Below are 15,646 nucleotides of genomic sequence, written 5' to 3'. Positions count from 1 at the left end.
AGATCCGAACGTCGAAAAAGGAATAAAAAATGAAACTCAGTCCAATTATCGGGGCGATCCGCACCTATTGCCCACGTTTTGAGAGCCGTGTAGGAGGTGCGGCGGAATATGTTGCAGCACTGGAAACCAACTATCTTCCATTACCCTCGGCCTACGTGATCCCCGGCGAAGATGCCACTGGCGAACAGCGCTCACAAACGGATTATTGGCAAGCGCTAACTGAAAATTTCAGCGTTGCTGTGTTTCTCAGAAATACCGATGAGCGCGCGCAAGAAGCCGCCTGTGATATCATCGATGAGGTACGCCGTGAAATTTGGCATGCCATTCTCGGTTGGGAGACAGAATCAGGCTGCTGCGCGATTGAATACGACTCAAGCGATCTTATCGATGTTAACCGTGCCAGACTGGTTTGGCAGTTTAATTTTAAAGTAGACACCGACATTCATTTTGAAAGTACCCGGCAATATGCCGACATTAACAATCTGCATAATTTACATACTGTATCTATCGACTTGACCGAGCAATCAAGCTCAATTCACCACAATACTACCGTTCATTACGACGAGGCAGGCGCTTAATGACTAATCTTGTTTTTATCAAGCCGAAGCACGGGAGCATGGTACCGATGCCTCTCTATCTTTGTCCTCCGGGGCGTCCTGACATGCTCGTTCCTCCAGAGGGCATTAGCGTTATCGAGGATGCCTACTGGTGGAGGCGAATGCAGGATGATGACATCGAGGTGTTCAGGGAGGGCAGTGAAGGTGAAATTCCCGACAACAACAACACCAAAAGCAAAAAGCTTAAAGCAGAGGGTGAAAAATGAGTCTGAGTTTTAATGTTATTCCGAGCGATCTCCGCGTCCCTCTGTTTTATGCAGAGATGGACAACAGCGCCGCCAATACGGCGCAGGACAGCGGCCCGGCACTACTAATCGGTCATGTCTTGCCGGGTGCGGATATTCAACTTAATTCGCCCGTGATTATGCCCTCTGCGGAGATGATGCAAGCACATGCTGGGCGCGGCAGCCAATTGCACCGCATGGTAACCGCCTATCGCCGTATCGACCCCATCGGCGAGCTTTGGGTGATTGCCGTGCCCGAGCCAAAAGGCGCAGCAGCGAGTGGCAAGATTACGATGAGGGGACAGCACAAGATTCAGGTGTTGTCACATTGTATATCGGTGATCAACGCATAGTAGCTAGCGTTGCCAAATCAAACACGGCGAACACGGTTGCGACCGAATTAAGCAATGCCATTAATAGCAATCAGGCTTTGCCGGTAACGGCTGCGGTTGAGGCGGCAGAGATCACCTTAACAGCAAGGCACAAAGGGCTAATCGGCAATAATATTCCTTTGGCGCTTAACTATTATGCGCCAGCGGGAGGGGAAAAGACGCCGCCAGGACTGAATGTATCCATCGCGGCCATGAGCGGAGGCACAGGATCGCCCGATATGACCGCTGTGATCACCGCGATGGGCGATACCCTCTTTGATTTTATCGGACTCCCCTTCGGCGATACTGACTCTTTGTAAAAAATCAGCGGCGAGATGAATGATACCAGCGGGCGCTGGAATCCTTATCGGCAATTGTACGGGCATGTCTACACGGTAAAAACAGGCACGGTCGCTGAACTTATCGCCTTTGGTGCGGCGTTTAATGATCCACACCTCACTATCGCGGGATACGAAACCACTATCCAGACCGCATTAGTAGAAGGTGGCGCATTGCGTATTCAACGTGACGTCACAACCTACAAGAAAAACAGTTACGGGGTTGCCGATAATAGCTATCTGGATAAGGAATATGCCGCCCGCGCCGCGACGACGGCAAATGCGATACAACTGTTCAAAAATCAGATGTACGCCGCCAGCGTCAGTATGGGTGAAATATTTCTTCCAACGATAAACAGAACAATCAAAAGATTCATGCCGTTTATCGAGAAGTTTAGAGAATGGGCAAAAACGCATAAAGAAGTCATCAAATCCGTTGCCAAGATGGGCCTTTATCTGCTGGGAACCGCAACCGCCGTTGGTGTGGTCACTCGCGCTTTCAGGATTTTTAATAGCGTGATGAAAATGTCAACGTTAGGGAAGCTGATAACGCTGATGGTGATAGGCGGTGGGCTTATCGTCGATAACTGGGATACGATTGGGCCGATAGTAAAATCCGTCTGGCATAATATTGATGGCGTTATTCAGGCAATTGGCGGTTGGGAAACCGTGCTCGCAGGTATTCTGGTTTTTGTTACGACAAAATGGGCTGTCGATATGGTGAAATCGATTCGGAATGTCACCCGTGAGATGAAAACATTGGCTAAAAACAGTCCCTCTGGCATCAAGGGCGTACTGGGAAAAGCCGGGCTGATTGAGGGGATATCACTGGGAGTCGAACCGCTTGTCGACAAGGGTCTTAATGCTGGCGGCAATGAATGGTTTCAAAACCTCCGAACAGCGCGGGATTGGGGCGAGTTTGGCCGTTCACTCATGGCAATAGTCACCTGGTTAAAGATGACAAGGGTAACTGGCAATTTACGGAAGCCCCCAAAAATGCCCTAGATTCACTAGGCAAAACTGACCCCCGAGACGGTGAAGTCAGGCTGATCTTTGAAAATACCCCACTAGGTATGCGTGTCTCCCCCGTTGGCAATGCACTACCCTGGCTAAGTTACGATGTCGGCTATAACCGATTTTCCAGGCAGTAAGTAAAAATAAAGGAGAAGTAACATGAGTTTTTTAACAATAGAAGTTGATAATTACGACAATGGCAACGCCTACGAATCAACGAAAACGATAGGGATTAATTTTGAGGCTATAGTAGAAATAAGTAAAAAGGTCATTTTAGGCATCCCTCAAATATTAATTTTATCAGAAAGAAAATCTTTTAAAACCATCAGGGAGCGTGATGATTATTTTGATTATATAGTCAGTAAGTTAGAGATCATTGATTTATCACCAAAAGAAAATAATAAGGAATGATAATCATGAAATTTGTAAGAGTAAAATATCGTGAAGATAGTGAAAACCAAGATGTGATAGTTAACTTATCAAAAATCCCCTATGTTAACAGGACTTTTTCCGATAAACTCAATCCTAATCTTACTTGTGACATTTTATTTTCTGCGCCAGGGAGCGGATTTTATCGATTAAAATTTAATAATAAAGCAGATACCGATAATTATTTTAATTATGTGATGGAAAAACTTCGTACTGTTGAGCTGAAAAACAAGCCGTGGTAATACTATCTTCATTGATTAACACTTAAATGTTTCCTACATTTTTTAGATTAAGGGAGGTGAGATAACGGTATGGAAAAATAAACTCCATCCGGCATCCTTTCGCGGCGTGCCGTTTCAGGTAGACGATGACGAGGGGACGTTCGGACGGCGCGTACAGGTTCACGAATACCCCAATCGCGACAAGCCGTATACGGAAGGTTTAGGGCGTGCAACAAGGCGTTTTAACATTGGCGCTTATTTGGTCGGTGATGATTTTTTCGAGGCCAGAGATCGGCTTATTGCGGCTATCGACACGCCAGGGCCAGGGACACTGGTATATCCCTACTACGACGAAATTGCGGTTTGTATTGATGGCGAGGTCAGAGTCAGCCATAGCGGACGCGAAGGCCGCATGTGCCGCGTCAGTTTTAGTGTGGTCGAAGCCGGTGAATTATCTTTCCCTATTGTGGGTATCGCCACGAGTTACACACTGATTTCTTCCAGTTCCACGCTCAATGATCGAATTGGGGCTGTTTTTGCTGATTTAGGGTTAAAAGGATTGGCAGATTTTAGCCAGAATGGTGTGTTGAATCAGGCTAAATCCATGATCAGCCATGTTACCAAAGCTTTTGACACTATCGATAGCAGCATTACCACAGCATCAAGACTGCTACACGGTGATATTTCGGTACTCTTGAAATCTGGCTCATCCGGTAAAAGTGTTGTGGAAGCGATACAGCGGATGTGGCGTTCTGGCAGGCGTACTATTCAGGATGCCGCAACACTAGCACAGCAAATTAAGACGCTATCCGGTGTAACGTTGGGGCATGATTTAGCGCCACGGGGTGTATGGAAAAGCGACAGACCCAGTATTCAGGCTGAACGTATGCGCCGTAATCGTATTGCCGCTTTGTTGCGTACCAATGCCATCCATGAGGCTACGTGGCGATTAACACAACTCCCCCTACCACGTACCGCTACGTTACCGGTTAATCAACTTGAGAAACGTCAGGTACACGTCAATATTTCCCATCCTGCATTACACGCGGTTTCTCATGCGGCAGGCAGCCATCTTGAAGGACTGGCGGCGGTAACGTGGGATACTTTGGTCACCGTGCGAGAAACGCTGAATCAAGCTATCGAACACGAACAGGCATTAACGCTTGATGATACTCTGTTCCTTGCCTTGCAACAGGTGAAAACCGATGCTAACCGGGATATTGCAACACGACTGGCACAGGTTGAAAAAACCGTCACACGCACCCCAGAGGCGGTGCTACCCGCTCTGGTTCTGGCCGCTAAGTGGTATGATAATGCGGCACGGGAAACCGATATCACCAGCCGGAATGCCGTTAATCATCCTGGCTTTATGCCGGTTAAACCTTTGAGAGTACCCGCAAGATGAGTAATCACGTGATATTGCGCGTCAACGAGCGCGAATGGGGAGGCTGGACTCGGGTACAGATTTCAGCAGGCATAGAGCGACTCTCACGCGATTTCAATGTAGAAATCACCCGCCAATGGCTTGGTGAATCAGGAAGAGTACCGTTACAGCCCAGAATTAAAAAAGGTGAACTTGTCGAAGTCCTCATCGGTCAGGATAAAGTCCTAACCGGCTGGATTGAAGCCACACCGATACGTTATGATGCTAAAAGTATCCAGGTTGGTATCAGTGGTCGTAGTAAAACAGCAGATTTAATCGACTGTGCTGCGAATACGACGCTTTTTACGGGCAAAACCTTACATCAAATCGCGTCAGAACTGGCAAAACCGTTTAGCATTAAGGTCATTAGCCAAAAGGCCCCAAAAACGCCGCTACAGGCTTTTCAGGCCGATTACGGCGACAACAGTACACGAAGTATTAAACAAGGCGCTAGGAAGCCAACAGGCGCTCGCCTGGGATGACGAAAACGGCAATTTGTTAATTGGTTTGGTTGGTAATGACAAAGCCACCACCGCGCTGGTCTGGGGTGAAAATATTCTGAGCTGTGATACCGAGCAGAGTATCCGTGAACGTTTTTCGGAATATCAGGTTGCAGGTCAACGCTCAGGTGATGATGACGACTTCGGGGAAGCAACATTAACCGCAATCCGAGCCAGAGCCAGGGATAGCGAAATCAGGCGCTATCGCCCTCAACATATACAACAATCCGGCAATGCCACAGGGGCCAGTTGTCGCGCACGGAGTAAATTTGAAGCGCAGCAACGGGCAGCCAGAACCGAAGAAACCACTTATACGGTGCAAGGTTGGCAGCAAGGTGACGGCAGTCTGTGGAAACCTAACCAGCGAGTTATCGTCTTTGACCCCGTGTTAGGTTTTAACAATAGGGAACTGGTCATTAGCGAAGTTGTTTATACGCAGGATGAGAGTGGTACGTTATGCGAATTACGTATTACACCCGAGGCCGCGTATATTCCGCCGCTTGAAGCGTTAAAGGAAAAAGAGACAGACAATATCGGCGATCTATAGAAATTTTAAAATATTCTTTTTTCTTCAGTTTAACCTATTAATGAGTGAAACAATGCAAAATATTTTTTCTCGTTTGCAGCGAAACCTTGCGCGCCTCTGGTCGCGAGCGGTAATACAACGTCTGAATAACACGACCGCTTGCCAACAGGTTGATATATCCATAATGGCGGGCGAAACGAAAGACGGTATGGAATACCTCGAGCCTTATGGCTTTACCTCGACCGCGCATTCTGGCGCAGAAGGTGTCGCGCTATTCGTTTCCGGTGACCGTTCTCACGGCATTGTGATTAACGTCGATGACCGTCGCTATCGGCTTAAGGGGCTGAAAGAAGGCGAGGTGGCTATCTATACCGATGAAGGCGATAGCATCTTGCTCAAACGCGGACGGTTGATAGAGGCGACGACGGAGACGTTCATCCTGAATGCTAAAAACAAGGTGGTACTTAATACCGCATTAATTGAAACATCCAGTGCAATCAAGGCGGAGAAATCGATCACATCTGCCGCAGAGGTACAAGATAAAGTGGGTTCATTAAGTACGATGAGGAAACAGTACAACAGCCAGCTCACTCGGGCGATAGCGACGGCATGACCGGAACACCCACTCAAGGTATGAAATAAAATGACAGGCATTCCCATTCAACATGATGACCGATTAAGCCGTGCCGTGATTGTCTCGCTATTCACCTGGCGACGTGCTGAGCCGGATGATGACACCGATACGCCGTTCGGATGGTGGGGAGATACGTGGCCAACTGTGCAAAATGACCGTATTGGCTCCCGCTTGTATCTACTGAGACGCAGTACACTCACGAACCAGACGGCGCAAAAGGCGAAGGAATATATCACGTAAGCACTGAAATGGATGACAGACGACGCTATCGCATTTCGGATTGATGTCGACGTGGTGCGCACAGGCATCGATAAGTTAACCGCAACCGTTACCCTTACTTAATCATTATACAAAAAAGATGAATATCAATAATTTGTGGAGCGTAATTTATGCAAAATAGCGGTTTCTCGCGCCCGACACTGCCACAACTGATAGACACCATTCGCGGTGATTTGCTCACGCGATTTAATGAAGATAGCGTGTTGCGCCGTCTCGATGCTGAAGTGTACGTAAGAGTACAGGCTGCCGCCATTCATACTCTATACGGCTATATCGATTATTTAGCGCGCAATATCTTGCCGGATTTAGCCGATGAAGATTGGTTGACCCGACACGGTAATATCAAGCGTTGTCCACGAAAAGGGGCAACCAAAGCGAGTTGATTTGTTCGGTGGGAGGGTGTACAAAATGCAGTATCGATACCTTCTGATTCTGAAATACACCGTGATGATGGTCAAATATACACCACAACACCATCAGCAAAGGGTGTACTTCGCGTGCCCGTCGTTGCAAAAAGCAGCGGTCAGGCTGGCAATTGTGAGGACGGCATCGCGCTACGACTTGCTACGCCTATTTCTGGTTTATCTTCGACCGGTTATGCCGATAACATCAGGACAGGAACCGATATTGAAGACCTGGACAGCTGGCGACAACGTATCATGGCGCGCTGGTACGATACGCCACAAGGCGGTGCGGATAGTGATTATGTTCGCGCTGGGCGAAAGAAGTCCTGGGCATAAGTCGCGCATGGACACATCGACATAAAAACGGTATCGGCACGGTTGGGGTCATGGTGGCGAGTGATGATGTAGACCATCCTGCCCTCACACAGGAAATCTTAACCAAAGTCAGAGAGCATATATTACCCCTTGCCCCTGTTGCCGGAAGTGGCTTGACTATTTTCCCCGTTACAGCAAAAACCGTTGCTATTTCGATAGCCTTATCAACGGATACGCCAGAAATGCGGGCAGCGGTTATCGCAGAAATCAAAGCCTTCTTACAGCGAGAAGGCGAACCTGGCAGCAAGCTTTTTCTTTCAAGACTCGCTGAAGCCATCAGTCTTGCGGCAGGTGAAATCGCCCATCGTCTTATTGCGCCAACGGCAGATATTGAATTGGCCAATACGGAAGTGCTGGTATTGGGCGAGGTCACGTGGGTAAAATACAAGGAGTGAGCGTCATGATAAATCTGGGCGACGAATATACGCAATTGTTGAGAACGTTATTACCGCCTGGCCCCGCATGGGATGAAGAAGATGCGCTGATTAAAGGGCTAGCCCCTTCACTGGCACAAGCCCATCAACATGCTGATAGCCTGATGATTGAAATTAACCCGGCCCAATCGGTTGAATTAATTAACCGCTACGAAAAATTATGCGGGCTGCCGGATAAATGCCTCGCTAATAGAGCGCAAACGCTAGAAGAAAGGCAACAAGTGCTTGATGCCAAGGTGAATACTGTGGGCGGTATTAATGAGGCTTTTTTCAAAAAGCAGTTGGAAATATTGGGCTATCCAGCAGCAACAATAGAACAATTTCAACATCTTGATAGTACGCCAGATCCGACATGGGGAGACAGCGCCGTTGAATGCGTTATCGAGCGCCAGTATCCTTCGCATACCAAAGTTATTTTTGCTTACCCAAAAGGAAGAAGTGATGCATCGCATTGATACACCGACAGCACAAAAAGATAAGTTCGGATAGGGAAAAAACGGCTTTACCAATGGTGACCCAACCACAGGCACACCATCAACAGGTTTGGATGAGGCCATATTTGATGCGTGGCAGGAAGAGGTTTGTGCCGTTATCGAGCGCAGTGGTATAAAGCTGAACAAAGATCAGCATGACCAACTCTATAAGGCCATTCGCACGTTATCGAAGGGGGATTTCTCTAAAGCACTGGCGAAAGACCAGAACGGCGCAGATATTCCCGATAAGCTCGTCTTCAGAGAAAATCTCGGACTGATGGAAGCCGCATTACGCAGCGTGGGCACGGGTGAAAACCAGCTACCCGATATGAGTAGTTTTCCCAATAGGTTCAACGTTAATGGATTTCAGGAATTCCCTGGTGGACTGATTTTACAGTGGGGGCAAGGAGGCACGACCAGCGCAGGCGTCACCATCCAGTTTCCTACGTCATTTCGTCATCAATGCTTCTAGGCTATCGGAAGTGATGTGCATGACGGCGCGCTTTCCTACGGATTTGGTGAATACACCCAATCCACCATGAAAGTCTGGTCAAATAACAATGCTGGTTCAGGTTTTCGTTATGTGGCCATAGGCTATTAATGTTTCGGGTAATGATGATGAACAATGAAAGATATGTATTTAGCGGCACGACCGGCGCATTTTATCCGCTCAGCCGCAAACAAGGTTATGTCGATGCCGGCTCGTGGCCTGATGATGGCGTGGAGGTGAAAGAAGATATTTTCATGAAATTTCAAAATCCGCCGCCCGGAAAGCTGCGTGGTGGCGACGCCAACGGCTACCCGTGTTGGGTCGATACACCGCCGCCCACGTTGGAAGATGAAAGGCGAAGCGCAGCGCTCACGAAAAAGAGCCAGCTGGATGAGGCCGGACGCATTATTGGGCCGCTTCAGGATGCGGTAGACCTCGGCATGACGACGAACACCGAAAAAGCGTCATTGCTGACGTGGAAGAAATACCGCATGCTGCTTAACCGTGTCGATATTAGCACAGCGCCAGATAAACTGGCCGACGCCGCCCAACGCGGAAAAGGTGGGGGATTAATGCCCGTCATCGAACAAGGGAAGCCAGCTCATCATCGGAAAGGCCCGTCGACATTTTGACGATAGCGCGATCGACGCCGTTGGCGATAAGTTGCCTTGCAATTTTCAGCGAGGCGCTATGCTCGCCTTCTTGGCGTGATTGTTCTGCAATAGTCATCACATCCTCCCGATAATCCTGTGTCTGTGCTGCTATGGTACTATGGTATGCAAAAATTGTCTGGTGTCTGAGGTTTCGCCTCGACCTACAATGTAGTACATCAGGCTACGGAACTGCTCTTTCGGTATCGCCCATAAATTGAGCAGACGGGCGATATCAGCGGCTATTTCTAACATATCACGGGTCCGGATGTGCTTCTGCACCAATTCCAGCAGAGCCACCCGCCGATGGGACAGTATTTCATCATCCGGCATAGCCGTGATGTCAACCAGCGGGAATGCTTGCCTGTAGACTGATTCTGCCAGTTCGGGGTCAGTAAAGCAATTGAGCCATTGGGTGCTGTAGGGATAGGGCGATGTAGTGCCGTGGTAGAACAGAAGCGGTATCACCACCGGCAAAGCGTCATTGCCTTGTTCAAGATGCCGTTGCATCGCGGCGACCGCATACCGTAGCAACCGAAACGCCATCAGCTTTTCCGGTCGGCTCTGGTATTCAATCAGACAGTAGACGTAGCCATCATGGCCCGTCGTGGTCTTCATCGAATAGAGCATATCCGAGCACTGGCCCCTGAGGTCGTCTTCGATAAAGCTGCCGGACTCCATTGCCAGGGTGCTGAAATCGCAGCGCTCACGCAGATGAGGTGGTAGATGCACTTCCAGAAAGTCACGAGCTACAGCAATGTCGCCGAGGAATTTTTTGAACAGGGCGTCGTGTTGTGAGAGTGAGGATTTTGTCATCGGTGTAGTATATAGCTTGTTCAGATTGCGGTATTCCATCGAAATCCCCGGCCCCTCAACGAGCCGGGGCAGCTGTCAGTGCCTCTGTGCGAACTGGCTGAGCTCGGACTTATGCCAGCGTGTCATGGTATCGGTGAGCATGAAGGCGTTGCTCTGGCTGGCGTCCTTCTTTTGCTGTAGCTCTTGATCTTCATGTTCACTGCGAGCCATTTCATGTAACTTCCAGCCTGAATACTGACCATAGATACGATGGACTTTGTCGAGTATAGCTGCTTCATCAGGCGTAAATTTGCTCATGTCTATCTTGACTGGTGGGACTGGTAGCGGCTCATTTTTATAGTATCGGTATCTTAGTTTCAGTGCATGCACAACAGGACCATCGGGGGAGGCTTCAACTTTTTCATTGAATAATGGTTTTCCAAGCAGCGATAGGGCAAAGACCTGCGCATAGTAAACAAGTCGTTGCAATTTAGTGCTGGTCATCACATCCCCGCAGCCCTCGTTTTGATTTCGGACCAGAAAATAATTTGCTAAATCGAAACAATCTTTCATACACCACTCCTTTGTATAAACGAAAACCAAATAACCACACATCCTTGTAGATGAACTCCAAGTATTTCATACCTTGACAGAAATTAATTTTATATTTCGCTTGATGTTGTTCGTGTAATATCTACAGATTAAGATAGAGTTTTTTGTTCGTATTCAACGCAATGCATCCGATTCCGTTGACTGTTGCACTCCAACGCAAAGTAATATGTACACTGGCGTTTAATCTTTGTTGAACATCCACGGTAGCCACAGCCTCTCTGACTTCAATTCCTCTCCCAACAGCATCAGGCATGCATCCATTCACCGATATCGATTTTAAGGCACCTGTTAGCTTGATAGAGACGCTTTGCCAATGTCTGACATCGATTACCCCTAGAATAGAAATCTTCTCACAATGGCGCACAGACGCTCTCAGGCATGATCGCGTGAGCAGTGAAGTGATTGACGATGTCGGTTGACGTGCACCTGTCTATATTTTGAACTACGAAAATTTTGTAGTTCAACTTTTAAGCAGAAATCAGCTTCCACGACTCCACGGCAGTGGAACTTTGCAAAATCCGGTAAAAGCTGCCGATGAGCACTACTTTTGAGGGTGGCAAGGGGGTTGTGTGCAGCAAAAGCCGCAGCCGACAAGGCTTCCGGGGCAGTTGTCCAGCACATGAGCCAGCCAGAGAGGGAGCTTTTCCAGATGATTTTATCGATAGCTCGGTAGTTTCAGGGGGAGGATTGATTGTTTCAAAACGGGGGCTGGTTGTTTCAAGATTTTCGACAATGTCATTATATATCATGAAGATAATGATTTTGAAACAACTGAAACTACCAAAACAACCCTCTTTTGCTTATATTACAAAAAAGTTGCTGTCGCGTGTTTAGTGTTCGTTTATCTTTCACCATCCCACGGAGCCATCCCTCCGTTTCAAACGGGCTGATGAAAATGTCGCCACCAAGCAGCCATAGGGGGCTTGCGCACAGATAACTCATTGAATATCAGTGCAGATTTCGGATTTGTCCAGCGGTATAGCATGGCAATTAATTTTCCCCCGTTTCGGGGAATAATTACGCACTTGAAAGATGAAAATCACATAGTCGCATTGCAGCGAGATTATTCTACGGGTTATTTGAAGTTTATCACTTGTTAGAAGCGGAGTTTCATATTTACGATTTTCTGGTTAAAAAAGTATCAAAGCATTGATTTTTTAATGTGAATAAAAAATTAGCACCCTATGATAACTCAGTAACCCGTGGCTTTTTTTACTTTTTACAAAAAAATTCCAGCCTACATTTAGTGGGTAAATCCCCGCCCCATCGGATGGTTAAAATATAACCATTCCTCTTAAAGAGGGTTACCTGCCTCCAACCACGTTGCTAAAAGATACGCGGTTAATGTCGCTTTGACTTACGTACGTCTGAAGGACTTGTCCAGCGTCCCCACCCGAAATGATTTCCCGCTTCCTATATCCAACGGCCGTACGCTTCACGGAGATCTACAATATTTTTGTAGGTCGTGTGGTATGTCCAGCAGAATCCGCGTAGCACAAGGGCTGAGGAGATTTTGTGCAGCCATGCGTGAGCTTGGTAGGCATGAACGTAAGCGCCCCATGTAGGACGTCTTGAAATGTTGATTAATATATTGTATGGGCTGCCAGCATCTATCTAACTTCGATGCTTGCTAACACCGCAATCCATAAGGGACTGTGCTCAGATCACCGACAATCCGGCGATGATAGTATCCACTTAAATTTAAGTGGACACTATCACTGGTGTCAAACTCACTAACTTCATCTCGCTTAAATTTAATGAATTAATAAGATAAATAAAATCAATATCTTACTGTGGATTACGTGTGATGTCGGTTTACTGACTACAACAAAACAGGCAATAACGCAAGACGTCCTACATGGGGCGCTTACGCATGAACTCCGTGTGTGCATGGGGAAACTGCTTGTAGGTATGACTATACTAAAGCCATCATTGTCAGAAAAAGTTGTTTCCAAGCGTTCGAGAACTTGCGAGGTTGTGCAGGAAGTTATGAGTGACCATTCGTATAACAAATAAATAAAATTGCTTTATTATTTATTTATATATTTGTTTTTATTGATTTTTATATTACTTTCTGTTGGGGAAAGTAATATACTCACTGGGTAGCTTAACTTTCTTTACGGTCAATCAGCAAGGTGTTAGATTGATCACGTTTCCAGCATTTACCGGCAATAACTCTATAACTCACTACGCCGGTCGGGTGGAGAAACGGGTTCTTATGACACCGGGATAATCAGGCGAGACGTCTTGTACTTCTACATCGAGACCTTGAAACAGAGACTGGACGCGATTAACCAACTACGGGTGGATCGCGCGTTGGCGGCCATGGGGCCGGATTTTCAACACGTATACAGTCTGCTGCCAACCTTACTACATTTTCATCATCCGATGCTTCCGGGTTACCTGGATGGCACCGTGCCCCACGGCATCTGTTTTTATTCCCCCGATGAGACCCAGCGCGCCTGGCTCGACGACATCGGCCGTCAGGCCGGCGCGGCGGTGGCGGCGCCGGACAGCGGTGAGCAGCCCATTACCGGCGTTTACTCCATGGGCAGTACCTCTTCCATCGGCCAGAACGCTAACTCTGATCTCGACATCTGGGTGTGTCATCAGTCCTGGCTGGACAACGAGGAACGCGCTCAATTGCAGCGTAAATGTCATCTGCTTGAGCAGTGGGCGAATCGCCGGGGCGTGGACGTCAATTTCTTCCTGATCGATGAAAACCGTTTTCGCCATAATGAAAGCGGCAGCCTCGGGGACGAGGACTGCGGCTCTACCCAGCACATCCTGCTGCTGGATGAATTCTATCGCACCGCTGTGCGCATGGGCGGTAAGCGTATACTGTGGAAGATGGTGCCCGGCGACGAAGAAGCGCACTACGATGAGTATGTTCTGTCGCTGTACGCCCGCGGCGCGCTGACGCCTAACGAGTGGCTGGATTTGGGGGGCCTCGGCACCCTGTCCGCGGAAGAATACTTCGGTGCCAGCTTGTGGCAGCTGTATAAAAGCATCGATTCTCCTTATAAGGCGGTGCTGAAAACGCTGCTGCTGGAAGCCTACTCCTGGGAATATCCCCACACCGAACTGCTGGCGATGAAAATCAAACAGCGGTTGCATGACGGCGAAATCGTTTCCTTCGGCCTCGACCCCTATTGCATGATGCTGGAGCGGGTGACCTACTATCTGACGCAGATAAACGATATGACGCGGCTGGATATGGTGCGTCGCTGCTTCTATCTGAAGGTGTGCGAAAAACTGTCGCAGGATCCGGCGGGCACGCCCTGGCGGCGGGAGATTCTGACACAGCTGGTGACGAGCTGGGGCTGGGATGACGCGCGGCTGAAGATGCTGGACGATCGCGCCAACTGGAAGATTGCGCAGGTGCGCGAAGCGCACAATGAGCTGCTGGACGCCATGATGCAGAGTTATCGTAATCTGATCCGGTTTGCCCGCCGCAACAACTTGAGCGTCAGCGCCAGCCCTCAGGATATCGGCGTGCTGACCCGCAAGCTGTATGCGGCCTTCGAGGCGCTGCCCGGTAAAGTGACTTTGCTCAATCCGCAGATCTCGCCGGATCTGTCGGAACTGCATCTGACGTTCATCTATGTGCCGCAGGGCCGCGCCAACCGTACCGGCTGGTATTTATACAATCAGTCGCCGTCGATGGATTCCATCATCAGCCATCAGCCGCTGGAATATAACCGCTATCTTAATAAACTGGTGGCCTGGGCCTGGTTTAACGGGCTGTTGACCCGGTCGACCCAGGTGCATATCAAGGGCAGCGACACCTGCGATAGCGCCAAGCTGAATGAGCTTATTGCCGATGTGGCCGGCCACTTCCCGCTGCGGGTGCCGACGCCGACGCCCAAGGCGCTCTGCAGCCCGTGCGAAATCCGTCATCTGGCGATTATTGTCAATCTTGAGCACGATCCCACCGCGGTATTCCGTAATCAGGTGGTGCATTTCGACTTCCGCAAACTGGATGTGTTCAGCTTCGGCCAGCAGCAGCAGTGTCTGGTGGGCAGCATCGATTTACTTTACCGCAACTCCTGGAATGAAGTGCGCACCCTGCATTTCAGCGGCGAGCAGGCGGTGCTGGAAGCGTTGAAAACCATTCTCGGCAAAATGCATCAGGATGCCGCGCCGCCGGATACGGTGGAGGTGTTCTGTTACAGCCAGCATTTGCGCGGGCTTATCCGCACCCGGGTGCAGCAGCTGGTTTCCGAATGTATCGAGCTGCGCCTCTCCAGTACCCGCCAGGATCCGGCGCGGTTCAAGGCGGTGCGTGTGGCGGGACAGACCTGGGGGCTGTTTTTCGAGCGCCTGAGTGTTTCGGTGCAGAAGCTGGAAAACGCGGTGGAGTTTTACGGCGCGATATCCAACAATAAGCTGCACGGGCTGTCCATCCAGATGGAGACCGAGCAGGTCCATCTGCCTCCGGTGGTGGACGGATTCGCCAGCGAAGGCATCATCCAGTTCTTTTTTGAGGACACCACCGACGACAGCGGTTTCAATATCTATATTCTCGATGAAACTAATCGGGTGGAAGCCTATCATCATTGCGAAGGCAGCAAAGAGGAATTGGTGCGCGACGTCAGCCGGTTCTACTCCTCTTCCCACGACCGCTTCACCTACGGCTCCAGTTTCATTAATTTCAATTTGCCGCAGTTCTACCAGATTATGAATCTGGACGGCCGCATCCAGGTTGTGCCGTTCCGCAGCAGCGTTCTGTCCCATTTATGCGGCGCGCCGTTTGACAATGGTGCGCCGCCGCTGGCGCAAAACGCGCGCAGCAGCTAATTCGCCGGCGGGGCACGCTTTCCCCGCGCCCGCCGCG

15 protein-coding genes and 4 pseudogenes are annotated in these 15,646 nt (G+C 49.1%); 17 read left to right on the top strand and 2 right to left on the bottom strand.

Annotated features, from left to right (window positions below; genetic code table 11):
* Positions 1–29 precede the first annotated feature (29 nt).
* From SGP1_RS21400 to SGP1_RS21335, 15 genes and pseudogenes are all read left to right on the top strand, one after another.
* Positions 30–578 (top strand): phage tail terminator protein, encoded by a 549-nt coding sequence (locus SGP1_RS21400; protein WP_011412159.1) that lies wholly within the window; start codon positions 30–32, stop codon positions 576–578.
* Positions 578–823, top strand: coding sequence for a DUF2635 domain-containing protein (locus SGP1_RS21395; RefSeq protein WP_041867283.1), 246 nt, complete (start codon positions 578–580; stop codon positions 821–823). Before SGP1_RS21400 ends, SGP1_RS21395 begins: the two co-directional genes overlap by 1 nt.
* A complete protein-coding gene (locus tag SGP1_RS31600) occupies positions 820–1,194 on the top strand; it encodes a hypothetical protein (RefSeq protein ID WP_050747899.1) in 375 nt (124 codons plus the stop codon). The genes SGP1_RS21395 and SGP1_RS31600 overlap by 4 nt, the downstream gene beginning before the upstream one ends.
* A complete protein-coding gene (locus SGP1_RS31595) occupies positions 1,170–1,532 on the top strand; it encodes a hypothetical protein (RefSeq protein WP_050747898.1) in 363 nt (120 codons plus the stop codon). Before SGP1_RS31600 ends, SGP1_RS31595 begins: the two co-directional genes overlap by 25 nt.
* 15 nt (positions 1,533–1,547) lie before the next feature.
* Positions 1,548–2,555: a phage tail tape measure protein gene (locus SGP1_RS31590; protein WP_050747897.1), complete on the top strand. Its 1,008-nt coding sequence runs from the start codon at positions 1,548–1,550 to the stop codon at positions 2,553–2,555.
* A 168-nt stretch (positions 2,556–2,723) separates the two neighbouring features.
* Positions 2,724–2,975 (top strand): hypothetical protein, encoded by a 252-nt coding sequence (locus tag SGP1_RS21380; protein WP_041867282.1) that lies wholly within the window; start codon positions 2,724–2,726, stop codon positions 2,973–2,975.
* Positions 2,976–2,980: 5 nt separating this feature from the next.
* Positions 2,981–3,235 carry a hypothetical protein gene (locus SGP1_RS21375; RefSeq protein WP_041867281.1) on the top strand — a complete coding sequence of 85 codons (255 nt, stop codon included), beginning with the start codon at positions 2,981–2,983 and terminating at the stop codon, positions 3,233–3,235.
* Positions 3,236–3,296: 61 nt separating this feature from the next.
* On the top strand, positions 3,297–4,619 hold the full coding sequence (locus SGP1_RS21370) for a DNA circularization protein (protein WP_041867280.1): 1,323 nt from the start codon (positions 3,297–3,299) through the stop codon (positions 4,617–4,619).
* Positions 4,616–5,684, top strand: a pseudogene (locus tag SGP1_RS21365) (phage baseplate assembly protein). Before SGP1_RS21370 ends, SGP1_RS21365 begins: the two are co-directional and overlap by 4 nt.
* A 52-nt stretch (positions 5,685–5,736) precedes the next feature.
* On the top strand, positions 5,737–6,276 hold the full coding sequence (locus tag SGP1_RS21360; RefSeq protein WP_041867279.1) for a phage baseplate assembly protein V: 540 nt from the start codon (positions 5,737–5,739) through the stop codon (positions 6,274–6,276).
* Positions 6,277–6,306: 30 nt separating this feature from the next.
* Positions 6,307–6,633, top strand: a pseudogene (locus SGP1_RS28590) (phage GP46 family protein); the annotation flags it as partial.
* A gap of 53 nt (positions 6,634–6,686) precedes the next feature.
* A pseudogene (locus SGP1_RS28585) lies at positions 6,687–7,750 on the top strand (baseplate J/gp47 family protein).
* A gap of 5 nt (positions 7,751–7,755) precedes the next feature.
* Entirely contained in the window at positions 7,756–8,244 is a 489-nt protein-coding gene (locus tag SGP1_RS21345; RefSeq protein ID WP_011412157.1) for a putative phage tail protein, read from the top strand.
* Positions 8,245–8,332: 88 nt separating this feature from the next.
* Positions 8,333–8,734 carry a gp53-like domain-containing protein gene (locus SGP1_RS34610; RefSeq protein WP_050747896.1) on the top strand — a complete coding sequence of 134 codons (402 nt, stop codon included), beginning with the start codon at positions 8,333–8,335 and terminating at the stop codon, positions 8,732–8,734.
* Positions 8,735–8,874: 140 nt separating this feature from the next.
* On the top strand, positions 8,875–9,384 hold the full coding sequence (locus SGP1_RS21335) for a tail fiber assembly protein (RefSeq protein ID WP_279379420.1): 510 nt from the start codon (positions 8,875–8,877) through the stop codon (positions 9,382–9,384).
* On the opposite strand, the pseudogene SGP1_RS21330 reads toward SGP1_RS21335, so the two are convergent.
* A pseudogene (locus SGP1_RS21330) lies at positions 9,332–10,218 on the bottom strand (Rpn family recombination-promoting nuclease/putative transposase). The gene SGP1_RS21335 and the pseudogene SGP1_RS21330 overlap by 53 nt on opposite strands.
* A gap of 75 nt (positions 10,219–10,293) precedes the next feature.
* Entirely contained in the window at positions 10,294–10,770 is a 477-nt protein-coding gene (locus SGP1_RS21325; RefSeq protein ID WP_050747719.1) for a Panacea domain-containing protein, read from the bottom strand.
* A 573-nt stretch (positions 10,771–11,343) separates the two neighbouring features.
* Between SGP1_RS21325 and SGP1_RS30360 the strand changes: the two genes are divergently transcribed.
* A complete protein-coding gene (locus SGP1_RS30360) occupies positions 11,344–11,643 on the top strand; it encodes a hypothetical protein (RefSeq protein WP_148203486.1) in 300 nt (99 codons plus the stop codon).
* A gap of 1,413 nt (positions 11,644–13,056) precedes the next feature.
* Positions 13,057–15,609: a class I adenylate cyclase gene (locus SGP1_RS21320; RefSeq protein ID WP_011412154.1), complete on the top strand. Its 2,553-nt coding sequence runs from the start codon at positions 13,057–13,059 to the stop codon at positions 15,607–15,609.
* Positions 15,610–15,646 lie beyond the last annotated feature (37 nt).

It is taken from the genome of Sodalis glossinidius str. 'morsitans' (assembly GCF_000010085.1).
In the GTDB taxonomy this organism is placed as follows: Bacteria; Pseudomonadota; Gammaproteobacteria; order Enterobacterales; family Enterobacteriaceae; genus Sodalis; species Sodalis glossinidius.
The sequence above is the reverse complement of the archived record's forward strand: the minus strand, read 5'-3'. Positions and strand labels throughout refer to the sequence as shown.